20 protein-coding genes, 1 tRNA gene and 1 pseudogene are annotated in these 23481 nt (G+C 39.7%); 11 read left to right on the forward strand and 11 right to left on the reverse strand.

The window, feature by feature from the left end; translation table 11 throughout:
• Positions 1–46 precede the first annotated feature (46 nt).
• From ACGF5R_RS08875 to vapB, 5 genes are all read right to left on the reverse strand, one after another.
• Complete coding sequence (locus tag ACGF5R_RS08875; protein ID WP_387690504.1) at positions 47–1132, reverse strand: pyridoxal phosphate-dependent aminotransferase; 1086 nt, start codon at positions 1130–1132, stop codon at positions 47–49.
• Between the two features lies 1 nt (position 1133).
• The gene (locus ACGF5R_RS08880; RefSeq protein WP_112876315.1) at positions 1134–1508 is read right to left on the reverse strand and encodes a cupin domain-containing protein; all 375 of its coding nucleotides are present in this window, start codon (positions 1506–1508) and stop codon (positions 1134–1136) included.
• Positions 1509–1515: 7 nt separating this feature from the next.
• A complete protein-coding gene (locus ACGF5R_RS08885) occupies positions 1516–2499 on the reverse strand; it encodes a class I SAM-dependent methyltransferase (RefSeq protein ID WP_112876314.1) in 984 nt (327 codons plus the stop codon).
• 629 nt (positions 2500–3128) lie between these two features.
• Positions 3129–3533, reverse strand: coding sequence for a tRNA(fMet)-specific endonuclease VapC (gene vapC, locus ACGF5R_RS08890; RefSeq protein WP_112876313.1), 405 nt, complete (start codon positions 3531–3533; stop codon positions 3129–3131).
• A complete protein-coding gene (vapB, locus tag ACGF5R_RS08895) occupies positions 3526–3744 on the reverse strand; it encodes a type II toxin-antitoxin system VapB family antitoxin (protein WP_387690507.1) in 219 nt (72 codons plus the stop codon). The genes vapC and vapB overlap by 8 nt, the downstream gene beginning before the upstream one ends.
• Before the next feature lie 442 nt (positions 3745–4186).
• On the opposite strand from vapB, the gene ACGF5R_RS08900 reads away from it, so the two are divergent.
• Entirely contained in the window at positions 4187–5203 is a 1017-nt protein-coding gene (locus ACGF5R_RS08900; protein WP_387690509.1) for a formamidase, read from the forward strand.
• A gap of 421 nt (positions 5204–5624) precedes the next feature.
• Positions 5625–5981 (forward strand): annotated as a pseudogene (locus tag ACGF5R_RS08905) (hypothetical protein); the annotation flags it as partial.
• A gap of 26 nt (positions 5982–6007) precedes the next feature.
• On the opposite strand, the gene ybfF reads toward ACGF5R_RS08905, so the two are convergent.
• On the reverse strand, positions 6008–6769 hold the full coding sequence (ybfF, locus tag ACGF5R_RS08910) for an esterase (RefSeq protein ID WP_387690570.1): 762 nt from the start codon (positions 6767–6769) through the stop codon (positions 6008–6010).
• A gap of 490 nt (positions 6770–7259) precedes the next feature.
• On the opposite strand from ybfF, the gene ACGF5R_RS08915 reads away from it, so the two are divergent.
• Positions 7260–8513: a dicarboxylate/amino acid:cation symporter gene (locus tag ACGF5R_RS08915; RefSeq protein ID WP_387690511.1), complete on the forward strand. Its 1254-nt coding sequence runs from the start codon at positions 7260–7262 to the stop codon at positions 8511–8513.
• A 619-nt stretch (positions 8514–9132) separates the two neighbouring features.
• Here the strand turns inward: ACGF5R_RS08915 and ACGF5R_RS08920 are convergent.
• Positions 9133–9207 (reverse strand) — tRNA-Arg (locus tag ACGF5R_RS08920).
• Positions 9208–9396: 189 nt separating this feature from the next.
• Between ACGF5R_RS08920 and mlaA the strand changes: the two genes are divergently transcribed.
• On the forward strand, positions 9397–10152 hold the full coding sequence (gene mlaA / locus ACGF5R_RS08925) for a phospholipid-binding lipoprotein MlaA (protein ID WP_387690513.1): 756 nt from the start codon (positions 9397–9399) through the stop codon (positions 10150–10152).
• Positions 10153–10230: 78 nt separating this feature from the next.
• On the opposite strand, the gene fadL is transcribed toward mlaA, so the two are convergent.
• A complete protein-coding gene (fadL, locus tag ACGF5R_RS08930) occupies positions 10231–11559 on the reverse strand; it encodes a long-chain fatty acid transporter FadL (RefSeq protein ID WP_387690515.1) in 1329 nt (442 codons plus the stop codon).
• Positions 11560–12142: 583 nt separating this feature from the next.
• Here fadL and fadI point away from each other — a divergent pair.
• The 3 genes from fadI (at position 12143) to sixA (ending at position 16376) form a co-directional block, all read left to right on the forward strand.
• Positions 12143–13453: an acetyl-CoA C-acyltransferase FadI gene (gene fadI, locus ACGF5R_RS08935; protein WP_387690517.1), complete on the forward strand. Its 1311-nt coding sequence runs from the start codon at positions 12143–12145 to the stop codon at positions 13451–13453.
• A complete protein-coding gene (gene fadJ, locus ACGF5R_RS08940) occupies positions 13453–15636 on the forward strand; it encodes a fatty acid oxidation complex subunit alpha FadJ (protein WP_387690519.1) in 2184 nt (727 codons plus the stop codon). Before fadI ends, fadJ begins: the two co-directional genes overlap by 1 nt.
• A 257-nt stretch (positions 15637–15893) precedes the next feature.
• Positions 15894–16376 (forward strand): phosphohistidine phosphatase SixA, encoded by a 483-nt coding sequence (gene sixA, locus ACGF5R_RS08945; protein WP_112876303.1) that lies wholly within the window; start codon positions 15894–15896, stop codon positions 16374–16376.
• Between the two features lie 20 nt (positions 16377–16396).
• Here sixA and smrB read toward each other — a convergent pair whose 3' ends face one another.
• Positions 16397–16930 (reverse strand): endonuclease SmrB, encoded by a 534-nt coding sequence (smrB, locus tag ACGF5R_RS08950; RefSeq protein WP_112876302.1) that lies wholly within the window; start codon positions 16928–16930, stop codon positions 16397–16399.
• Positions 16931–17166: 236 nt separating this feature from the next.
• Between smrB and hutI the strand changes: the two genes are divergently transcribed.
• From hutI to hutC, 3 genes are all read left to right on the forward strand, one after another.
• Positions 17167–18414 (forward strand): imidazolonepropionase, encoded by a 1248-nt coding sequence (gene hutI / locus ACGF5R_RS08955; protein ID WP_387690522.1) that lies wholly within the window; start codon positions 17167–17169, stop codon positions 18412–18414.
• 10 nt (positions 18415–18424) lie between these two features.
• On the forward strand, positions 18425–19381 hold the full coding sequence (gene hutG / locus ACGF5R_RS08960) for a formimidoylglutamase (protein WP_387690524.1): 957 nt from the start codon (positions 18425–18427) through the stop codon (positions 19379–19381).
• Between the two features lie 105 nt (positions 19382–19486).
• Entirely contained in the window at positions 19487–20218 is a 732-nt protein-coding gene (gene hutC, locus ACGF5R_RS08965; RefSeq protein WP_193493081.1) for a histidine utilization repressor, read from the forward strand.
• On the opposite strand, the gene ACGF5R_RS08970 is transcribed toward hutC, so the two are convergent.
• Both ACGF5R_RS08970 and ACGF5R_RS08975 read right to left on the reverse strand, forming a co-directional pair.
• Positions 20208–20864 carry an HAD family phosphatase gene (locus ACGF5R_RS08970; protein ID WP_112876298.1) on the reverse strand — a complete coding sequence of 219 codons (657 nt, stop codon included), beginning with the start codon at positions 20862–20864 and terminating at the stop codon, positions 20208–20210. The genes hutC and ACGF5R_RS08970 overlap by 11 nt on opposite strands.
• A gap of 113 nt (positions 20865–20977) precedes the next feature.
• Positions 20978–22252: an FAD-dependent oxidoreductase gene (locus ACGF5R_RS08975; protein WP_158537747.1), complete on the reverse strand. Its 1275-nt coding sequence runs from the start codon at positions 22250–22252 to the stop codon at positions 20978–20980.
• Between the two features lie 249 nt (positions 22253–22501).
• Here ACGF5R_RS08975 and ACGF5R_RS08980 point away from each other — a divergent pair, with 249 nt between their 5' ends.
• Positions 22502–23101, forward strand: coding sequence for a TetR/AcrR family transcriptional regulator C-terminal ligand-binding domain-containing protein (locus tag ACGF5R_RS08980; RefSeq protein ID WP_158536518.1), 600 nt, complete (start codon positions 22502–22504; stop codon positions 23099–23101).
• The last annotated feature ends 380 nt before the right edge of the window (positions 23102–23481 follow it).

Here is a 23481-nt window from a genome sequence, read left to right on the forward strand (position 1 = left end):
AATCGCCCCCGAAAAACACGGGGTGGGAAAACACCGAATGAATTATTTAAGGGAATACGAACATGTTTACTTCCAGATTAACGATGTTGCACTTATTATGTGAATCTACCTCTAATAAAAATAAAAGGCAATCGACATCTTTTTTATTGCTTACTGACGCTCGTATCCAACCTGGGAGTCCAAAAAGACCACAATCACGAACCATAACTCCAAATTTTTCTGCCTTTATAAGAAAATCAGTATTTCCCATAGGGGGTTTAAAACATACAAAGTTAGTAGAGGATGGTATATATGTCACCTCAGACTTACTAAATGATAATTCAATAGTGGATATTAACTTTCTCACTGTTCTTACATTGATGGATAAAATATCACTGGCAAGAACTTCAGAAGCCATCCTTTGAGCGAAACGGTTTATTCTAAATGGCAAGGCGAGAGCAGTTAAGGAGACAGCATGAATTAAATCTTTAGGGCCTACCGCAAAACCCACCCGTAATCCAGCAAGGCCATATGCTTTGGAAAAAGTCCGCAACACAATAGCCCTTCCACCATTAGCTATATATTTTAGAATAGAGTTCTTATTTTCATCAAAAAATTGAATATAAGCCTCATCAATGATGGGGATAACTCTTTTATCATTCATTATCTCAATGAAATTGATAACTTCATTTACGCTTACTATACTTCCAGTCGGATTGTGAGGGTTGCATAAATAAGCAAGAATAACATCGCTAGCAATATTTTTCTGATAATTAGCAATACTACATCTCATATCATTTAAAGGAACGTATATAACATTTCCCCCGACAATTTTTGCTGATGTCTCATAACCGGGAAATGTGGCCTCACTGGTCAATATAGTCTTTTTGTTTTTTAAAAAAGTTAAACTTAAGAGAAGAATTATTTCATCTATACCATTTCCTAAAACCACCATATCAGGTGAAACTCTACAGTGATAGGATATTTTGTTTTTTAGATCTATATTGCCTGGATATGGATAGATACTAATCTTTTTAAATTCATTTAAAAAAACATGATTAAGATTAAGTAAGTTATTGCTATCACTTTCGTTCAAATGTAGTCGATGAGATATATGGGTATCACTGGTGTTGGAATCCATATTTTTATTCATTTCAAACCTCCTTGGAACCATATAATATGCCAAAGCAGTAACATCCCTTACTAGCCTTTCTTGTAATGAATTGATGTTCTATTCCAGCTGGTACATGAATAACACTAGGAGAGGAGTATGTCTTTGTTTCTCCATTTATTGTTACATCAATGACAGCTTCGTTTGGCTCAGGAGAAATTAGGAAATATATTTCATCAACTTCATGTTTGTGTAATGCGGCGACAGGTTTATTCACTAACTTTGATATATCGCCGCCTGCAAGCTCGAAAGGTACACCCCCGAACATTTCTTTAGTTATAAAGAAGGGAACCTTGTTCTCATGACCTACGACAGGTTTCATTACCGGTAGATTTTGCGCGCAATTATAAAAATCCATATAAGCCTCACTTCAGAGTGAAAAGGTAAGTGTTAGGAACATTCAAATATTGAATTTTTTCAATTTCAAAACCAGCTTTGGAGAAGAAATCTATGTACTCTTCTTTCTTGTAAATCCTTATATTCATAAAGTGATGCACGAATTCAAAACCATAAATAAATATGGGAGTTTCTTTGGTGATTGTATTTTCATCTGACATAAAGGTATCTGCCAGGAGAAATCTTTTTGCTTTTGGGAAAGTCTTTTGTAATGTTCGAAGAACGTCCACAGGATCTTTGATGTTAAACAAATCATGCAGCATCATGAAGGAAATTACTGTATCAACAGTTTCGAATGTGGCTATTAATGAAGCATCATCGGTAGCTTCCATTACGTTCTGATTAACCACACAAATTCTGTCATCCATAGAATTATTTCTTATATTAACTTCAGCCGCTTCAATAGCTTTATGGCTTATATCAATACCTAAGCCCGTTACTTTGTTAAAAATCTTACAAATGTCGATTAAAGCTCCAGCTGCACCACAACCTAAATCTACTATTTTACTTATATTTAGTCTTTTTAATTCCTTAATTATTGTATTCCACATGTATTCACGATTTGCTTGCCGAGATCCTAACGCTACGTTAGCTCCATCAATCAGACTATATAATGAATTATTTTTCTCATCTTTGAGGTCTGTAAAGTTTCGCATGAAATTCCCATAGCCACCTATAGACCAAGTGAAAAATCCAACATTTTTCCTCATATCCATGCCTAATGGAGTCAGGCTAATTTTCCCTTCATCAGAATCAACAAAAAAACCAAATTTTGTTGAGAATGAAATAAGGGATTCAATTATTTTTATTTTTTGGTTGTCAAAATTTTTTTCTTTCAGAATAGACTTATCGAATGAAGAGTTGCTTCCGAATAATTCAAATATACCTTCTTTCTCAAGGTGGTAACATAGGTTGGAGCCAATATAACCATTAAATAAATTTGATGCCAACATGGTGATTTTCCTTATTCATTGCATATAATGTCAATTGAAAAAGCTAAAGCATTACACAACAACATGGTATGCCAATAATTAATCATATTGTTCTACAGATCTATATTGCAACAATTTGGAATGGGATAAATAAGAAGGAAATAAAAGCAGCGGATATTGCCTTTTATTTATTAAAAGATCATGATTCCTCCCACTATTTGCCCAATTCCATCTTAAATATTCATACATTATACGTATAAAAATGTAAAGTTTTTTATTAGTTAAATCATGTTGTGACATATAATTTATTGATAATATTAAGTATTTTTGTGGTTATTATCATTGAGGTTGGTGGTTTTTCTTAACGAATTGGTAAGCAGAGTTGATGATTTGTCCTTGATTTAGGGTTTTGTTATTAAATAGAGTTAATTATAGAGTTTAATTGTTTTTTTATGATCATATTAATGAGTTAATTTATTGTCAGTATGTTGATTTTGGTTATATGTCAAAATAGGAATGTCACAAATAATATAAGTTTAAAATGTTGTTTGATTACTATTGCGAAAGTTAATCGTTAAAAACTAAGTAATAACAAACTCTCATAAAATCTTGCCCCGGCTAATCACAGGGGCAGATTTTGCTTAGTGTTGTCAATCTAGTGTCCAATCTTCCACTCTTAATCCATCGACCCTATTGAATTCCTTTGTGTTATTGGTAACAACTATCAACCCCTTGCTTCTTGCATGCCCTGCAATATGCAGATTGTTATCTCCGATCTGTTTTCCGATTTTTTCTAGTGATGTACGAATATTTCCATAGTGAAATGCGGCTTGTTCGTCATAAGGAAGAATAGTTAATCGAGAAATAAAATCTTCTATAACTGCCAAATTTCTCTCAGGATTTCCACTTTTTTCAACCCCAAAAATCAGTCTTGCCAACGTGATCGTAGAAATAGCCATGTGGTCTGTATTCTTATTGAATTTAGGCAGAATGGATTGAGGGCGCTTTTTTATCGCGAAAATCACGATATTAGTATCGAGCAGATACTTAATCATCGAAAGATTCTCTTTCACTTGTTACTTGATCAGGACGTTCAGGTAAAAAATCGTCAGTTACAGATTGATCAGACAGGAAAAAACTATCCCATGTATTTTGTATGGGCGCAATAATTCGTTCCTTGCCTCTTGACCTAACAGTAACTTCTTTTACATTATCAGGGAAACGGAGATCTGCGGGTAACCTCACATTCTGAGTTCGGTTGCTCATAAAAACTTTACTTTAATATATCATGGCACACCTCTTTAATTATTGCTATATATCACGAGTATATAGCATAAAATCAAATATGGGTAAGGTCTATGGTGACTGATTGCTGATGGTTAACATGTTGTAAAGGCCAAACAGATCGTTTGGGATCTTTTTATAACTCCTCATATCGCTTAAACCGGATTGAGTTCCTTCAAAGTGTTCGACTATTTTGCAAAGTTATTCAGGACAAATTAACCCTAATATTAATAGCGGTACTCTTTACTACAAAGTTATTAATTTTCTTATTTAATGTTACAGATCGCATTTTTGTGAACAAAAGAGACGCTATTATGCATTAGTGAAATCGCTTAACGACGGGTAAAGATAACGTTCTATTTGTCTGTATAACGATGAAACTTGTCATTCAATTTTAATAACTACTATTCATTCAGAGGTCTTTATGGGCAGTACCGGAAGTGTCAGTGCGTGGGATGAAGCGTTATTAATTGCCGCTATTCAATATCCTGTTCCTATTATTAAGGGGCCTGAAGGTATTCAGGTTCAAGTGCAGCAGATCTGTAAAACAATCGATTCAACTAAAGCCGGTTATCCTGACTTGGATTTTATTGTATTTCCTGAATATTCCGTTCAGGGATTAAATACCAAGATCTGGACTTATGATGAAATGTTATTATCGCTGGACGGTCCAGAAGTTGACTGTTTTCGTCGAGCTTGTATTCGCAACGATATCTGGGGTGTGTTTTCAGTAATGGAACATAATGAAGATCCGTCGCAGCCACCTTATAACACTGCGATAATTATTAACAGCAACGGTGAGATTGTATTGCATTACCGCAAGTTGCAGCCTTGGGTGCCGATTGAACCCTGGATGCCGGGTAATTTGGGTATGCCGGTTTGTGAGGGGCCTAAAGGTTCAAAGCTGGCGGTATGTATTTGTCACGATGGTATGTTTCCAGAATTGGCGCGTGAAGCTGCCTATAAAGGCTGTAACGTTTTTATCCGCATTTCCGGTTATTCTACCCAAGTCAACGACCAATGGATCTGGACTAACCGCACTAATGCTTGGCAGAACTTAATGTATACCGTATCGGTTAATCTGGCAGGTTACGATGAGGTTTTTTATTATTTCGGTGAAGGTACGATTTGTAATTATGACGGTAACATTATCCAGCAAGGGCAGCGTAATCCGTGGGAAATTGTCACTGCTGAACTGTTCCCGCGTTTGGCGGATAAGGCTCGTGAGAACTGGGCGTTAGAGAACAGTATTTTTAATCTTGGTTGTCGAGGTTATGTTGGTAAACCTGGAGGAGAGAGAGCTAATTATTTGACTTGGGTGCGTGATTTAGCAAACGGTGAATATAAACTACCTTGGGATGAAAATATCCGTATTCGTGATGGCTGGAAATATTATCCAGAAGGTGTGAAATTGGGGCCATTACCGAAAATTGATAAGTAAGCTGAGAGGCTGATAATGTAGCACCATAGAAGCGCTGCGATGCTGCTATTCTTTCCATCCTGTGTAAACTTAAAGCGTAGTGGAAAAGTGGTGAGTCTGGCATTCTTCTGGTATGAAGGGTATTGTGGAAATATAGGATGTAATGATTGTCGGATTGGCCGGTGATATTTTACCTCCCATTATGTCCTATATTTATTGATTTGAATCTTTTTTTGGAATTGAAAATAGTATAAATATTTTATTGGATAACTATTATAGCAAGGTGATTTTTCATTATATTTTTATTAATCCCATTGTGTTTATTAATTGGTTGTATTACTAGTTTAACATTAATTTATTGAATGGATTAATCATCTATATGATGATTGAGAATAGTTTTAATTCTTGTGTAAATTGGATATATAAAATCTAAATTTAATTGAATTGGGATTATTTCTTTACCGGGAATTATTTCGCTGATGATAATGACATTGATGCCATTGGATTTGGTGGCTACATTTATGCCCGCGGAGGAGATGACCAGGCATTTGTCTTTGGCGAAGGTAGTCTGATTGATGCGGGTAACGGTCAGGATTATGTTGTCACCATCGGTAATAATAACCAGATTGAGTTAGGTGAAAGCAATGATTTTGCCAGAGTATTTGGCAATGACAACCGGATCGACGGTTGTTCTGGCCATGATGTGATAAAACTGATGGGCTACCATGCAGTCATCAACGGTGGAGAGGGCGATGATCACTTGATAGCCGCGGCGATTTCGAAGTTCAGTGAATTTGATATTTTTATCGCTAATTAATCGGTTTCCTACATTAATTCCGTATTGGTATTAAGAAAACGATGAATTGCCTTTAACACTGCGTCCGGTTTTTCTGCGTGAACCCAGTGATCGCAACCAGCGATAATCCAAGCTTTGGCTTGTGGAAATTGTCTGGTGATATCATTCCGGTACTCTTCCTGGATATAAGAGGAAAGGCCACCACGAATAAACAGGGCCGGGCGAGGCCATGTAGGGATTTCTTGCCAGCCGATGATCTTTTCATACTGGTTAATTAATGCCGATAAATTGAATTTCCATTCCCCCTGATGGAATGATTTTAGTAAAAACTGAATGACACCTTCTTCCTGAATATTTTCTCGCATAATCTTAGCAGCGTCTTGACGGGATTTCACTCCGGCTTCTGTCACTTTGTTCAGTGCGGTAAAAATTTGGTCATGACGGCGAACCTGATAGGCAACGGGGGCTATATCAATAAGAACAATTTTTTCTATCCGCTCTGGTGCTAATGCGGTCATTGCCATCGCGATCTTACCGCCCATTGAATGACCAATAATAAGGGTGGACTGAATTTGCAGATGATCCAGCAGGGAAATAACATCTTGTGCCATATCGTGGTAATCCATGTTGTTTGCCCGTGGAGATAGACCATGATTGCGTACATCGACTTGAATGACGGGATAGTATTGCTGCAAATCACGAGCCAAAACCCCAAGATTATTGAGATCACCGAATAACCCATGGATTAATACCACAGGGGTAGAAGAGAGCGGATTTTCCGGTATCTGCATATGGTAATTTAACGGGTTGTCTAATTTCATGATGAGAATTGTTTTCTTTCAGGTATTGATATCATGCCGTGTATATTGTTGCTTAAATTATAAAAAAGCAACCAAGCTGTACAATTATAGTTAATAATTTTTTATGATTACATCGTTTTCAAAATGTTCATGTATCAAAAATTTGTTAATTTTTTTATGGTAATACTTAATGGATTGAAAAATAAACATTCTTCGAGTAAATAATATTTTTAAATGGAAAGTTTTAAATAACTTGTGAGATGATTATTGGTTCAATCATCTTAGTGAGGTTATTGATTGTGTGTTTATGTGATCTGTATCTTAAAAAATTGTGTGTTAATTTTAATTTTTTGTGAAAAAATGATGAAAATTTACTTTATGTTTTATTAAATAAAGGTATAAAGTACATTTAACAAAAACTACATCGTTCTAATAAGAATAAATAGAATCTGATTTATACTATGGATTAGGGAATTAAGAAGTGAAGAAAAATTTACTAAAGAGTCTTTATTTTCAAGTTTTGCTCGCAATAACTATCGGTATACTTCTGGGGCATTTCTATCCAGAGCTTGGTACAGAAATGAAGCCATTGGGTGATGGATTTGTTAAATTAATCAAAATGGTTATTGCTCCTGTTATTTTCTGTACTGTTGTAACCGGCATTGCAGGTATGGAAAGTATGAAAGCTGTTGGTAAAACGGGTGCTATTGCACTGGTGTATTTTGAAATAGTTAGCACAATTGCTTTGATTATTGGGCTAATTGTTGTCAATGTTATGCAGCCTGGTGCTGGGATGAATATTGATCCCTCTACGTTAGATGTTAAAGCGGTATCCCTATATGCGGAGAAGGCTGCTGAACAAGGGATAATAGCATTTTTACTTGATGTTATTCCGGCCAGTGTCATTGGGGCGTTTGCCAGTGGTAATATTTTGCAGGTCTTATTATTTGCTGTGTTATTTGGTTTTGCGCTTCATCGTTTAGGAGAGAAAGGGAAATCAATCTTTAATATTATTGATGGTTTTTCGCATGTTATTTTCGGTATTATCAATATGATAATGCGATTGGCTCCTTTAGGCGCTTTTGGTGCAATGGCATTTACCATCGGTAAATATGGTATTGGTACGTTGTTACAATTAGGACAATTAATAGTTTGCTTTTATATCACCTGTATTCTTTTTGTCATATTTGTTTTAGGGACAATCGCAAAAGCGACAGGATTTAGTATATTCCGGTTTATTAATTACATTAAAGAAGAGTTATTAATTGTATTGGGAACATCATCTTCTGAATCAGCATTGCCGCGTATGTTAGATAAAATGGAGAAAGCGGGATGCCAGAAATCTGTTGTTGGATTGGTGATACCGACGGGATATTCCTTTAATCTGGATGGTACCTCCATTTACCTGACAATGGCTGCGGTATTTATTGCTCAAGCAACAAATACTCATATGGATATTGTGCATCAAATAACGCTATTGGTTGTATTACTTTTATCTTCTAAAGGTGCTGCTGGCGTAACAGGTAGTGGATTTATTGTATTAGCTGCGACAATTTCTGCTGTTGGGCATTTACCACTAGCAGGGCTGGCATTAATACTGGGAATAGATCGTTTCATGTCAGAAGCCAGAGCTTTAACGAATCTAATTGGTAATGGTGTTGCAACGATTGTGGTCGCGAAACGTTGTCGTCAGCTTGATGAAGGCAAATTAAACGAAGTGCTAAATGCCAAGTAAGTAAATTTTTAAGTTTTTATCTATTCGATGACCAATTAATAAAATAATGCCGGCCTTGTGTCGGCATGAATTCTAATCAATGAAGACCAGCAGCAATTCATACTATTCTCCCGCTGATATGCATACGTAACTTACTTTCAATTTATTGGGATCTAAAGTGTGAATAACTCAGGTAGTGGCATAATTAGCCTGATTTATTTTCCTTATCTCATTTTCTGATTTTGGCGGTTCTGTATGTGAATTCTCACAAATAGGACATCTCTTTTACTGTAAAAGGCAAAACCAGTAACCAGAAGAAGTCTGTAAAGAGGATAGCGATGAGGTTCCCAATGCCTATTACTTCATTGTCATCTAGCCCAAGCCTTTTCGGCGTTTTTTGTTTTTTGATTGCGGTTTTTCTTGTTGCAAGTACTGTATGGACTCACTAAGCGGTTTTAACACCACAACGACAGCAATAACCCGCTCTATTGGTGAGTTTCAGTTTGACTGTGTGACTATTACCCCCGCGTTAGAGTTTATTCCAATTTAGTTCGATTTAGGTGGATTTAGTATGATTGCTTGCTGTTATTGGGTTTTTGGTGGATCTGTTTAAGCATATTTAGGTAGGTTTAGTTAAGAGTGGCGTCCCCTGCTGGAATCGAACCAGCAATTAGCCCTTAGGAGGGGCTTGTTATATCCATTTAACTAAGGGGACATAGCTTTATTATAACGGCTTTTCATTCATAATATAAGGCGTTATAAACTGTTTGCCTATTTAGTGATCGCTTGAATTGAATACCATTCAAGTTAGATTGTCAGTAATATTCACATTATTGATGATCATCGGCGAGTCGTGTAACAAACTGATCTGCCGGATCTAGAAGGTTATTATTTGGAGAGATGTATGAAGTATCGTTTGGGCGGAATCGCTCTTACCGCCGCATTACTAGTGGGATGCGCTAATTCATCTGATACTGTTGAACAGGGGCGTTCAGACCCATTGGAAGGTTTTAACCGTACAATGTTCAACTTTAATTATGATGTTCTTGACCCTTATGTTTTACGTCCAGTCGCGGTAGCGTGGCACGATTATGTGCCGATGCCTGCTCGAAATGGTTTGGGTAATTTTCTGAGTAATCTCGAAGAGCCGGCTAGTATGGTAAACAGTTTCTTGCGTGGTAACCCATATCAGGGGATGAAACATTTTAATCGTTTTTTCCTGAATACCATTTTGGGTATGGGGGGGCTGATTGATGTTGCAACGATGGCAAACCCTAAATTGGCAAAAGAAGAGTCAAAACGCTTTGGGAGTACCCTAGGCTATTATAAGGCGGGATATGGTCCTTATGTTGTATTACCGGGCTATGGCAGTTTCACCCTACGTGATGAAGGGGGAAATTGGGCGGATATGACTTATCCAATGCTGAGTTATCTGACTATTTGGATGTCAGCCGGCAAGTGGGCATTTGAAGGTATTGAAACCCGTGCTCGTTTACTGGATTCTGATGGCTTGTTGAAGAACTCATCAGATCCTTATTTGATGATGCGTGAGGCTTATTTCCAGAGCCATGATTTTATGGCAAGCGGTGGTAAGCTGGAAGCCACGAAAAATCCGAATGCGGAAGCATTACAGGATGATTTAGATAGTATTGATGATTGATAACACCTTATTTGGTTTTTAACTGCGTAGATAAAAAAGGATAGCAGTGGAACTATCCTTTTTTAGGGCTGCATATTATTAGAATGCGTAGTTGAAGTTCACACCATACAGCCAGGCAGTACCTTTAGCTTCGAATTCGTATGGTACATTAGTTGGATCAGATTTGTTATCAGATAATCTCTCTTTGACAGTGACTTTCTGACCGTGCATATAAGAAACACCTACATCAACAGAAGCATCTTTGTTAAATGCGTAAGTTGCACCAGCGCTCAGCCAGAAACGATCTTGATCTGGAATAGAGATAGAACGGTTTTCAGCAGGGATTGGGCTGTCATCAAAGGCGATACCCGTGCGGAATGTCCAATTGTCATCGTGATAATAAGTTGTACCTAAAGCAATACGGTAGGCATCTTTGAAGCCTTCATGTTTACTAAACAGGACGGAGCCGTCTTTTTTGCTAGTCCCTTTCAGTTCATCAAACTCACTCCACCCTGCATACGCTAAGCTATAGTGGATAGCCCATTTAGGTGCTACACGGTTATAACCAGAAACTTCCCAGATATCTGGCAACTTGAGATCCAATTTACCGCCAATGGTTTGACCGCCGGTAGCAGGTAAATGCACTCCCGCTCTTTCCAGCATTTTACCTACCTGAACAGGTACGTCATTCTTATAATCACCGTCTTTAAACTTAATTTTAACTTTAGAACGGTAAGTCAAGCTGTAACGGTTATTTTCATCCACTTCATACATGATGCCCGCGTTCCAGCCATAACCCCAATCTTTGCCTTCTAGGTTAGCAACTTCATCTGTTGGGTTTATGGCGCCTCGCAGTTTCTGCGACAGAATACCTGCATGACGGACAATTTTTGCATCCGCATAAACAGCGTTCAGCCCTAAACCAAAGCTAAAGTGATCGTTCAGACGATAAGCACCGCTCAGATTGAAGTTCAACGTTGTCAGGTCAGTTTTACCGCCGATGGGTCCTGCTTCATAGTTATTGCTAAAATTGGTTGCCAGGCCGAAGTTGGTGGTGACCGAGGTCCCAACAAACCATTGATCATCGATTGGCATAATGAAATGTATGTTAGGTATCCAAGCGGTAGGAGCAATATTTTTAGCGTTAGTACTTTTGCCCGTTATTGGGGATTTACCGGTAATGTCAACATCAGGGTTGATATAGACAGCACCAATGGAAAATGATGGACGATCAAACAGCGTCATTGCTGCTGGGTTACGACTTCCTACCGTTGCGTTATCAGCAACAACGCCTTCCCCGGAAAAAGCACGGCCCAAAGCCGAAGTAGAAAATTCATTTAACTGGAAACCAGCAGCGCCAGCATTTGATGAAATTATTGCCACTGCAACCGCTAATGCTGAACGGGTGAACAGGTTTTTCTGGTTCATAACCAAAACCCTCTTGTTTATTATTTAACTATGCCACTTATCTTAGCAAGGAGCGCAGGATTGTAGGGTCGGTTTGCCTCGCTGACAAATCAGACCAGTCGTGAAGTATAGGTCTGATAACAGTTGGTGTTGCAAGGATGTTTTCAAAATATTACCAAGTTGATATCAAAAACGCGACTCAGTTAACAAAAAAATGATTTTTGATATTAATAAAAACGTTTAAAAATGATTTTTTAAGATCAAATTTCGACAGATAAATATACTTTAAGGGGTAGAACGAGTTTTCCGGTAGTTTAAGAGAGATAAGATATTAAAATTCATTATGAATATTTGAGTAATGAAATTATGACTGATGTAATAAGCCAATGTCGCACAAAAGCTTGCGAACATGTTCGAATAAGCATTGAAACCATTTAGCCATTAAATAAATTAAAGTTGCGCTTCCTCTCATTTTTGGTTTATTCAGGTTTGCTATTTATAAACATTACGCTAACAATGATCTGTCAGGTCAGACCTGTCCAGGTTGGTTGAAGAGTTTTTTCAGTAATTTGATTCAGTTAACGATAATCTTTCAGGAGCCGTTATGAGTCGTCCTTTAACAAAAGTGACACATCAAGGTGATCGTATCGCCATTGTCAGTGGGCTACGCATTCCATTTGCTAAACAGGCAACATCGTATCACGACATACCGGCTGTGGATTTGGGTAAATCAGTCGTCAGCGAACTTGTGACAAGGAGTGGTTTACTCCCTGAAAAGATTGACCAACTGGTGTTTGGGCAAGTAGTGCAAATGCCTGAAGCGCCGAATATTGCCCGTGAAATCGTTCTTGGTACTGGGTTAAGTGTGAGTACTGATGCTTACAGTGTATCCCGTGCATGTGCCACTAGTTTCCAGGCGATTGCTAATGTGGCTGAAAGCATTATGGCTGGCACGGTGAATATCGGGATTGCTGGTGGAGCAGATTCTTCGTCTGTATTGCCGATTGGTGTGACTAAATCCTTGGCTCGTACTCTGGTGGAGATGAATAAGGCTAAAACGCTATCGCAACGCCTTAAGTTACTTAGCCGCCTTAAATTTCGTGATTTATTGCCTGTATCTCCGGCGGTAGCGGAATATTCGACAGGTCTGCGTATGGGAGATACCGCGGAACAGATGGCGAAGACTTACCGTATCAGTCGAGAAGATCAGGATGCATTAGCACATCGCTCCCATATTCTGGCAGCAAAAGCTTGGGAACAGGGATTGTTGGTTGATGAAGTCATGACAGCTCACTTCCCTCCATATCGTGAAGCATTGCTTGAAGATAATAATATTCGTAAAAATTCTGTACTGACCTCTTATGCGAAGCTGCGTCCGGCATTTGACCGTAAGTACGGCACGGTCACTGCTGCAAACAGTACACCGCTGACGGATGGTGCAGCGGCGGTCATATTGATGCGTGAATCAGTGGCTAAGGCGTTGGGAATAAAACCGCTTGGTTATCTGCGTAGCTATGCATTCTCGGCCATTGATGTCTGGCAAGATATGTTATTAGGGCCGTCATACGCCACGCCAATAGCGCTCGATCGTGCAGGTATTACACTGAAAGATCTAACTTTAATCGATATGCATGAAGCTTTTGCGGCTCAGACACTGGCAAACCTGAAAATGTTTGCCAGTGATGAATTTGCTCGTAATAAATTAGGGTGTGCTCAGGCAATTGGTGAAGTCGATATGGACAAATTTAATGTCTTAGGGGGTTCAATCGCTTATGGGCACCCATTTGCAGCAACAGGAGCTCGTATGGTGACGCAGGTATTGAATGAGTTGCGTCGTCGTGGCGGTGGCCTTGGGCTGACAACAGCTTGTGCTGCTGGCGGGTTGGGCACAGCTATGGTATTGGAGGTGGAATAATGACTCAGGCTCAGCATGATGCTGCACCCATCACTACGGGTACAAACCAAACTGCTTCTGTTTTCAGTTTTGATGTCAGGCCAGATAAGATCGGCATTATCACCATTAATGTACCGGGAGAAAAGGTAAATACGCTGAAAGCAGAATTTGTTGATCAATTTCTGAATGTTTTCAAGCAAGCTCAGCAATCTTCTGGTCTTAAAGGATTAATATTGATTTCCGGTAAGCCGGATACGTTTATTGCTGGTGCTGATATTTCTATGATTGCCGGATGTAAGACCAAAGAAGATGCGCGAGATTTGGCTGAAAAGGGTCAGAAACTATTTTCTCAGATAGCCAATTACCCCTTGCCTGTCGTAGCAGCAATTCATGGCGCTTGTTTGGGGGGCGGTTTGGAATTGGCGCTTGCATGTCATTGGCGTGTATGTTCACAGGATGATAAAACTCGTCTTGGATTACCGGAAGTTCAACTTGGGTTATTACCCGGCTCTGGTGGTACTCAGCGGTTGCCAAGGCTTATTGGTGTTAGTTCAGCGTTGGATATCATTCTGACAGGTAAACAGCTACGGGAGAAACAGGCATTACGGCTCGGATTGGTGGATGATGCTGTGCCGTTGGATATTCTGCTAGACATTGCTATCGAAAAAGTCAAAAAGGGTATTCCTGTGCGTAAGCCTTTGCCGTGGCAACAGCGGCTATTAGTTGGCCCCGTGGGAAGATACTTTTTGTTTAATATTGTTCGTAAAAAGACATTGGCGAAAACTCGTGGTCATTATCCTGCACCTGAACGAATTATTGAAGTTATCAAAGAAGGTCTTGAAAAAGGCATGAGCCAGGGTTTACGGGCTGAGGCGGTGGCATTTGGTGAACTGGCAATGACACGGGAATCTGCTGCTTTACGTAATCTGTTTTTTGCTGCAACTTCGTTGAAGAATGAAACGGGGTCATCAGAGAAGCCGGCGGAGATCAAGCGCGTTGGTATATTAGGTGGTGGTTTGATGGGCGGAGGCATTGCGAATGTAACAGCCACTCGTGGCAAACTACCGGTGCGGATTAAAGATATTAATGAAAAGGGCATTAGCCAGGTATTGAAATATACTTGGGATTTGTTGTCCAAGCGGGTGAAGCAAAAACGACTACGTCCGGCAGAGTGTGCTCAACAAATGATGCTAATTTCAGGAACAGTAGATTATCGTGGTTTCGCACAAACCGATATTGTTGTTGAAGCAGTGTTTGAGGATTTGCCACTAAAACAGCAAATGGTGGCAGAAATTGAAACGAATGCTAAACCAGAAACCATATTTGCATCTAATACATCTTCACTACCTATCCATCAGATTGCTGAAAAAGCCCGACGACCAGAGCAGGTTATTGGTCTGCATTATTTTAGTCCAGTGGATAAGATGCCGCTGGTGGAAGTTATTCCACATCAAGGGACCAGTGAGAAAACGATTGCTACAGTCGTTGCTTTGGCGAAGAAACAGGGTAAAACCGCTATCGTGGTAGGTGATAAAGCCGGGTTTTATGTAAACCGGATTCTTGTCCCTTATATTAGTGAGGCCGCGCATTGCCTAGTAGCAGGAGAACCTATTGACCATATCGATGGAGCACTGGTTAATTTTGGTTTTCCAGTAGGGCCGATTAATTTATTGGATGAAGTAGGTATTGATGTTGGCACCAAAATCATGCCGATTCTGGTAGAACAACTAGGTCCGCGTTTTGCTGCACCTGAGTCTCTCGATGCTGTACTGAAAGATGGTCGTAAGGGTAGGAAAAATGGCCGTGGTTTCTATTTATATGCCTCAGGGTCCAGAAAATTCTGGCAGTTTGGTAAGAAAGGCAAAAAAGTTGATAGCTCAGTTTATACCTTGCTAAATATAACACCTGAGTCGCACATGCTCTCGTCAGAAATTGCTCAACGTTGTGTGATGCTAATGCTTAATGAAGCTGTTCGTTGCTTGGATGAAGGCATTATCAGAAGTCCACGTGATGGTGATATTGGGGCGGTATTTGGCATTGGTTTTCCGCCATTCTTTGGTGGTCCATTCCGTTATATTGATAGCCTTGGTTGTGCCAGAGTGGTGGAGATTCTGCGTAGGCTGGAAAGCCAGTATGGAGACAGATTTGTACCTTGTGAATGTTTAATGAAAATGGCTGAACAGAATAAAAGTTTTTATCCATAGTGGTGGCTTGTACTGTATTGATGAAAAGATGGATTCCGGTGCCGTGGGGCTCCGGAATTATATTAAGTGTTTTTGAATAAAAAAGATCTCTTTATAGGTTCAAACAACATCTATTGGGTTGTCGTTCAATCATTTTATTTGTTTTTGTTTTGAGTAGAATGCTTGTTCACCCTGTCTGAAATGTTTTTTGTAGAAACAATTTTTATTGTATAACTCAGAAGTGGGATAACTGCACTTACTCATTCATACGGTGGACTATGCAAATTTTTATTATGCGTCATGGTGACGCGGCTTTAGATGCAATTAGCGATGCTGCCCGGCAACTCACTCCTCGCGGTTGTGATGAATCGCAAAAAATGGCTTGTTGGTTAGCACAGCAAAAGCATCAGATTGATCTCGTATTGGTGAGTCCTTATATTCGCGCTGAACAAACGTTACAGATTGTTCGTAAATCCTTATCTTTGCCGGATGGTGAAGAGGTGTTGTTGGGATTAACGCCGTCAGGTGATGCTGCTACAGTGAGTAGTTATCTCCAGTTTCTTGCTGAGCAAGGTCATAACGCTGTTTTAGTTGTCTCTCACTTACCATTAGTCAGCTACTTAGTTGCTGAGCTATGTCCGGCAGAAACACCACCGATGTTTGCAACTTCTGCAATGATATGCGTGGATTTAAACAGCCAGACTGGCAAAGGGACTCTTGCCTGGCAGGTCAGTCCGTCTCAATTGGTAGCAAAAGCCTAATAATTCAGCGGCGTATTGGCTCAAGGCTCATCAAGTTCGATAAGCATCAATAGTGCGGCGTTACCTCCCCATTCCTTTGGCGCTTGATGAAAGGCTATGATATCGGGGTGTTGGGCTAACCACAGAGGTGTTTGCTGTTTGAGAATGTGTTTTCCGTGGCCGTGCATGATACAGGCACAATAGACATGTTCACGACGGCAAGCAGCGATCAATGCTCCAATTTCCTGTTTGGCCTGCATTTGAGTTAATCCGTGTAAATCAAGAAACAGTTCTGGCGAATAGTCACCTCGACGTAATTTCTTCAATTCATAATGGTTTGTATCTTCCCTTACGTAACGGGTAGGACCCTCGGTATCAAGGTTGGGCTGAAATTCATCAGAAAAATAGTAGCTGGCATCAATTTGCTCTTGCTGAATTCGTTCAGGGGCAATATAGCTGGTTTTTTTTCTTCTGGGAGAATGTAAAACGGTATCCTGGTTGATGCGTTTAGTGCCTGTTACCGATTGTTGAAATAAGTGAATCTCTTCCTCATTCAGGGAGTATTTATTTTTCATCATTGCTCAGTTGATTAAACCATTTTGTGACAAGTGTACTGCATCTTTTTAACTATTAAACCTGATTATGTTTAATAAAACCTGATTTTACCGAGTTTGTGGTTTAAAAATGCTGATAAGAAGGTATATCCAGATAGTTAATAAAATAATTTGACAATGACAGTGGGTTGGAAAATAAATGTATATACAATTAAAAAACTGATTTATCAGATACAGACCAATACAGGATGCTGATCATGGTAATAGAACTGTGTGATACTGATATCATCTGGCGTAATGCAAGACTGGCAACAATGGATGCTGCTGTCAATGCAGCTTACGGATTATTAAAAGAATATGATCTTGTGGTGCGTGATGACAAAATTTTAGCTATTTTGCCCACTGCAACATTACAGACGAGTCGTTGCCAGGTAATTGATGTCCAACAACGCTTAATTACCCCTGGTTTAATCGATTGTCACACCCATTTAGTGTTTGGTGGTAACCGGGCTTATGAGTGGGAACAGCGTTTAAATGGTATGTCCTATGCTGAACTCAGCGCTCAGGGAGGGGGGATTAATGCGACAGTTTCTGCGACTCGGGCCAGTTCTCATGAGCAACTTGAGCGTTCTGCGCAACAACGCCTTGCTGCATTTATGGCCGAAGGTGTGACCACTATTGAGATTAAATCGGGTTATGGATTAAATCTGGAAAATGAAGAAAAGTTGCTACAGGTTGCGCAGCACTTGGCGCGACATAACCCGATCGAGATCAGCCCCACATTGCTTGCTGCTCATACTTGTCCACCTGAATATAAGCATAATCCCGATGCTTATATGGATCTGATTTGCGAAGATATCCTTCCACAACTTTGGCAAAAAGGGCTGTTTGAGGCAGTAGATGTTTTTTGTGAGAGTGTAGGATTTAATCTGGCACAAACTGAGCGACTCTTTCAGGAAGCACAGCGTTGGAACATTCCAGTAAAAGGTCATGTGGAACAGTTATCTCATTTAGGCGGGAGTGAACTGGTCGCTCGCTATCATGGTCTTTCTGTGGATCATATTGAATATTTAGATCAGGCGGGAGTTGAGTCGCTCAGTCACAGTGGTACGGTAGCTGTTTTGCTTCCTGGTGCGTTCTACTTTTTGCAGGAAACACAGCGCCCTCCTATTGATTTATTGCGGCAATTTAATGTGCCGATAGCTGTATCTACCGATTTTAATCCTGGAACCAGCCCATTTGCTTCTTTGCGAATGACCATGAATATGGCATGTGTCCAATTTGGATTGACTCCTGAAGAGGTATGGTTAGGTGTAACCCGACATGCGGCTCGTGCATTGGGCAGAGAACAGCGTCACGGACAGTTGCGTGCAGGAGCTTACGCCGATTTTGTTGTCTGGGATGCAGAAAATCCCGTTGATATTTTCTATGAGTTGGGTCATAACCCTTTGAATACCAGAGTATTTCGTGGTGTTATGACTCATTCCAGCATATATAACAGATAAGGAGCGGTAAATGAATTTATGGCATGCTACTTCGCCGACTATTTGGCAAGGACGAAATGATTTGGCAGAAGCGGATAATGCACTACGGCTTTTTCAAACAGTTAAAGTATCTCCGTATTTTACGCCGGGAGAATTTTCTCACTATATTGCTCTCTTAGGGTTTGAATGTGATGAAGGTGTAAAGCGCAATCAGGGGAGGCCTGGTGCCAATCAAGGCCCTGATTATTTGCGGCAGTCGTTGGCAAATATGGCTAGTCATAAAGGGCATGATAGATTGGTAGATTTGGGAAGCGTTCGTGCTAATCCCAATCAATTGAGTGAAGCGCAACAAGCCTTGTCTGATGCCGTTACCCAATGTCAACGTCAGAACGTACGTACCTTGGTATTGGGTGGTGGACATGAAACGGCTTTTGCTCATGGTGTTGGCATTTATGATGCTTTTCCACATCAACGTGTTGGTATTATTAACTTTGATGCTCATCTCGATTTACGGCGTTCGCCGCAGCCCACTTCTGGTACACCATTTCGTCAACTTGCTGAATATTGTCAGCAACATCAACGTCTATTTCACTATACTTGCATTGGCGCAAGTTTGGCGTCTAATACGCAGGCATTGGTGGATGAAGCAAATCGCTTGAACGCTACGATTATCTGGGATAATCAATGTTGTGAAACTATGCTGGACAAGGTACAACAGCAGATACAAGATATACTCCAGCAAGTTGATGTGATTTACATGACGATCGATTTGGATGTATTACCTGCTTATCAGATGCCAGCAGTCTCTGCGCCAGCCGCATTGGGGCTGCCATTGGAGCGCCTTCTGCAATTAATTCAGCCAATTTGTCAGAGCGGTAAACTACAGGCGGCTGATTTGGTTGAGCTCAATCCAATATTTGATATACAAGGTATAGGTGGAAGAGCAGCAGCACGTCTTGCCTGGCAATTAGCACATTGGTGGTATTGATTATCTAAAATAACAGTACTATTGTGTTTTCTATTTTGGCAAAGATAGCTTGATAAAGTGAGTGTAATTAATCACTTAACATTTTTATAGCATAAGGAATTTATTGTGACGACGCACTTATCAGGATCATTTGCCAAACCTGCGCCTCTGTATGCCAAAGTGAAACAATCTATCATTGAAAAAATCTACACCGGTGAGTGGAAATCAAATGATCGTGTTCCTTCTGAAGCTGAATTGGTTAAACAGTTTAACTGTAGCCGTATGACTGCTAACCGTGCACTGCGTGAGTTGACCGCTGAAGGGCTATTAGTACGGCTGCAAGGCGTGGGATCGTTTGTCGCAGAACCGAAGGGGCAATCCGCTCTGTTCGAAATTCACAGCATTGCTGATGAGATTTCAGCTCGTTCTCATCAGCATCGCTGTAAAATATTAAAATTATCCGAGCTGGATGCGGATGTGAAACAGGCCGCTGAATTGGACATTATTGTTGGTACGCCGATTTATCATTCGGTTATTGTCCATTATGAAAACGATGTTCCTGTTCAAATAGAAGATCGTTATGTTAATGCCCAAGCGGTGCCTGATTATTTGCAACAGGATTTTACGAAACTTACGCCACACGATTATTTGTCAATGATTGCACCTCTAACGGAAGGTGAACACATTGTGGAAGCTATTGCTGGCGATCCTCGATCCTGCAAGTTGTTGCAAATTGAGTCAGGGGCTCCCTGTTTGTTAATTAGTCGCCGAACTTGGTCGACTCATTATACTGTTTCCAGTGCCAGGCTGTTATTTCCGGGTAATCGGTATAAATTGAAAGGACGTTTCAACTCATAGCTATATCCTCATAACTGATTTTTTTCCGTATGAGCTGATAGGGTTGCCATAGATCATTACCTTCATAATGGATTAATGCGATTTCACGTATTTTATCCGTTCCATTTATGGCAACCGTATTGGTAAGCGCATTAAATAAGGGGATGTCAGAGCTAGAATCACCATAGGCAACACATTTTTCCAAATTTAGCCCATGTTCCTGTACATATTTTTTCACTATCTGTAATTTACTTTCGGGCGTTAATATCTGTTCTGGATCAATCGATTCACGAAAAGGTAAAGCAGGAAAATTTGATGCAACAACGATATCAACCCCAAATTTTTTTAAATGTTGGGCAAAGAAGTCTGGTGATAGGGTAATGACCATAGATATTTCACCTTTGGTTCTGATATCGTCAAAAACCTCTTTTATTCCTCCAATCCACGGTGAGGCATGAAAAACTTTAGCAACGTCAGCGTACTGCAAGTTTGACCATAGACGTTGTAATTCAGCGGCAAATTTCTTGGTATCTATATCGCCTTGAGAAAATTGTTTTTCCAGCAGATGAAGCTCTGTCAGGCAATTCATTGTACGGGCAATTTCCAGACTTGCTGTGGTTCCTCTGAGAAGAGTGCCGTCCATATCAAAAACATGTAATACTTTCATAATAAACCTAAGTCATTTTTTCGTTATAGGGAGAGGGTAGGTTTGTTCGTGATGGTAAACATATAGGGATTACCTATCTTAGTAATCCCCCGCTTATTCAGTTAGCTCACGAATTAGGCGGCTTTTACTGCCAAGGTTTTAAGGACCGCTGAGGCGGCATAGTGGCCACTAATCATTGCAGCAACAATACCTCTGAAAATTCCACAAGCGTCACCTGCAACCCATACAGGATAAGGGGAAGTTTCCAGGCTTAAATCACCGTCAAGACTGGGATACCAACCGACACCTTCTAGTGTAGGACCGACGATATGTGTATTCTCGTGATCAATTTCGGGAAATTTTTTGATAATATTACGTAATCCTTGCAACATTTTATCGAATAGCTCTTCTCCATAAATAGATATAAGTTGTGTAATTATGTTAGCATTTCCTGCTAATACATCTTGTACTTTGATTCTAAAGTAAGAATCTTCTTGCTTCATGGCGGAAACAATATTATTGAGTGCTCGGTCCGCGATATCTTCATCGAGGATACGTGTATTAAACCCAACATTAGATCGTCCTGTCGAAGGGCCGTCAGAATGACCGGAAACGGTCCATAAATCTTGGGTTTTTGTTAATACTGTTTCGCCATCCCGGCAAGCACAGAAAGTACGCCATTCAATAACGCCATCATCTGACCGAAACTTTAACTTCGGGTCGAGTTGTTTCATATTTTTAAAAAATGCCAAATCTTCTTGCTGTTCAATGCGGAACCCAACTTCTAACCGATTGAAAGATTGTTTTTTAACCAGACTGGCAATCTCTAATGGACCAAATCTTCCACTAGCTAAAATGATTCGTCGGCATTCAATTTGATAAGTATTGGCATTTTTGTCTCTTAAATTCATAATCAGAGCATCTTTTCTTTTGACGTATTTATAAGACAGGAATTTAGTTTGTGTGATGATATCTGCATCTGCCGTTTGCACCATATCTTCAACAAGATTAATTCTATCTTCAAGAGACATATAATTAGAGGGATAATCTTTTAATACCCATTCCCCGGAGCCTACTGTAAAGTCTTTGGGATTTGTTGGGAATGGTGGTGTGTCCAGACCATATGTGTTTAGCGTGGTGCATGTCCATTCATAAGCTTGCCGTAATTCCAGTTCATTTGGTAATTCCCAAAGTGCACTGGCAGAAGGAAAAAATGAGAATTTTCCGTCAGAAAACAGCCCTGCACCACCGTGTCCTTCGGTTATCTCAACGAGATTATCTTTATCGCGTTCATGAATAGCTTTGCCATTATCGATTAGTACAACTCGTAAACCTTTTCCTTTCAATTTCTGTACCGCAGCTAAACCTGCTGGGCCAGCGCCAATAACAGCGACATCATATACAGACATTTCTCTCCTCCATTCTTTAGTCAGAATTAATGTTCCTGGGAACATTTTCTATGAGTTGAGCATTGAATTATTTGTTCGGTTTTACGGAGTACATCCCGTTTTTTGCTAGAAATAGCATTCTATTCCGATTACCCTTATCAAATACGAAACTACTGGTATCGAAAATAGAACGTCTAAACTTGCTTTTCTGGTCCTATTTGTCAATACCAATTTTGGGGTATTTTAATTTGTCAATGAATGGAGCGATTTATGAGTGAGAATGAGCGGCTATCCCCATTAAGACGTGGGCGTCCACGCGATAATGACACAACAAAAGCTGTGTTGAATGCTGCACTTGTTCTCGTTGAAAGTGGACGGATTGCAGATATTACTATTAACCATATTGCCTTGTATTCAGGCGTTGCGAAATCGACTATTTATCGTAGATGGCCGAATGTATCAGCAGTTTTAATGGATGCTTTCTTTGATGATATTGAACCTCTAATTATTTATGACAAACAGATGCCGGTGATAGAATCCATGCGGATTACCATTAAAAAGCTTATTGAAGTGTTGCAAAGTAAGCACGGGTTACTGTTTAGGTATCTGTTGGGATCAGCGCAGTACGATACTGAGGTGAGAGAGGTTTTTATTCAGCGCTGGCTTGAACCACGACGACAGTTAGGAAAGCAGATTATTTTACATGCTATCGAGCGGGGAGAAATTTCTTCTCATACTGATCGTGACTTATTGTTAGACTGCATTTTCGGTGCTATTTACTACAAATATATGGTTTCTTTTTCTCTCGTTACACCTGAATTTGTCGATAAGGTTATTGATTGTGCGTTTGGTGGTTTGGCTAGGGATTGAATGTTCATTTCGATAAAAAAGGATCTGTTGGCGGTTATAGGTGTCCCATCCAAAGAGTGATTTTTGCTAAGTCAAAATAGCTTTTTCATATATCTCATCCAATACGCCACCACATGTTGTGGCGTTGTCAGTTTATTACATCGTTGGCAAAAGAAAGTTGGCAAAAGAACTTTCTCTAGCCAGGAAAAACCCTTTCTTAGTTAAATTATATTTTTGTAAAATTTATGTAAATAATTTGTGATTGTAAACACAAAAATAAGAAAAATATGATTCCTTGATAATTGGAGAGAAATAATATTAACAAATTGATTCATAAGAAAATAAAAATAATAAACTCATCAATTTGTCATTTTAGCTAATGGTTTGGTCTATTGAATATA

The sequence above is a fragment of the Photorhabdus sp. RM71S genome, from assembly GCF_042879355.1.
GTDB classification, from domain to species: Bacteria; Pseudomonadota; Gammaproteobacteria; order Enterobacterales; family Enterobacteriaceae; genus Photorhabdus; species Photorhabdus kayaii.

What these genes read in the sequence shown, in the direction of transcription:
- ACGF5R_RS08875 (WP_387690504.1), bottom strand. Translation starts at nt 1,132, where the DNA reads ATGAATAAAAATATGGATTCCAACACCAGTGATACCCATATATCTCAT.
- ACGF5R_RS08880 (WP_112876315.1), bottom strand. Translation starts at nt 1,508, where the DNA reads ATGGATTTTTATAATTGCGCGCAAAATCTACCGGTAATGAAACCTGTC.
- ACGF5R_RS08885 (WP_112876314.1), bottom strand. Translation starts at nt 2,499, where the DNA reads ATGTTGGCATCAAATTTATTTAATGGTTATATTGGCTCCAACCTATGT.
- vapC (WP_112876313.1), bottom strand. Translation starts at nt 3,533, where the DNA reads ATGATTAAGTATCTGCTCGATACTAATATCGTGATTTTCGCGATAAAA.
- vapB (WP_387690507.1), bottom strand. Translation starts at nt 3,744, where the DNA reads ATGAGCAACCGAACTCAGAATGTGAGGTTACCCGCAGATCTCCGTTTC.
- ACGF5R_RS08900 (WP_387690509.1), top strand. Translation starts at nt 4,187, where the DNA reads ATGGGCAGTACCGGAAGTGTCAGTGCGTGGGATGAAGCGTTATTAATT.
- ybfF (WP_387690570.1), bottom strand. Translation starts at nt 6,769, where the DNA reads ATGCAGATACCGGAAAATCCGCTCTCTTCTACCCCTGTGGTATTAATC.
- mlaA (WP_387690513.1), top strand. Translation starts at nt 9,397, where the DNA reads ATGAAGTATCGTTTGGGCGGAATCGCTCTTACCGCCGCATTACTAGTG.
- fadL (WP_387690515.1), bottom strand. Translation starts at nt 11,559, where the DNA reads ATGAACCAGAAAAACCTGTTCACCCGTTCAGCATTAGCGGTTGCAGTG.
- fadI (WP_387690517.1), top strand. Translation starts at nt 12,143, where the DNA reads ATGAGTCGTCCTTTAACAAAAGTGACACATCAAGGTGATCGTATCGCC.
- fadJ (WP_387690519.1), top strand. Translation starts at nt 13,453, where the DNA reads ATGACTCAGGCTCAGCATGATGCTGCACCCATCACTACGGGTACAAAC.
- sixA (WP_112876303.1), top strand. Translation starts at nt 15,894, where the DNA reads ATGCAAATTTTTATTATGCGTCATGGTGACGCGGCTTTAGATGCAATT.
- smrB (WP_112876302.1), bottom strand. Translation starts at nt 16,930, where the DNA reads ATGAAAAATAAATACTCCCTGAATGAGGAAGAGATTCACTTATTTCAA.
- hutI (WP_387690522.1), top strand. Translation starts at nt 17,167, where the DNA reads ATGGTAATAGAACTGTGTGATACTGATATCATCTGGCGTAATGCAAGA.
- hutG (WP_387690524.1), top strand. Translation starts at nt 18,425, where the DNA reads ATGAATTTATGGCATGCTACTTCGCCGACTATTTGGCAAGGACGAAAT.
- ACGF5R_RS08970 (WP_112876298.1), bottom strand. Translation starts at nt 20,864, where the DNA reads ATGAAAGTATTACATGTTTTTGATATGGACGGCACTCTTCTCAGAGGA.
- ACGF5R_RS08975 (WP_158537747.1), bottom strand. Translation starts at nt 22,252, where the DNA reads ATGTCTGTATATGATGTCGCTGTTATTGGCGCTGGCCCAGCAGGTTTA.
- ACGF5R_RS08980 (WP_158536518.1), top strand. Translation starts at nt 22,502, where the DNA reads ATGAGTGAGAATGAGCGGCTATCCCCATTAAGACGTGGGCGTCCACGC.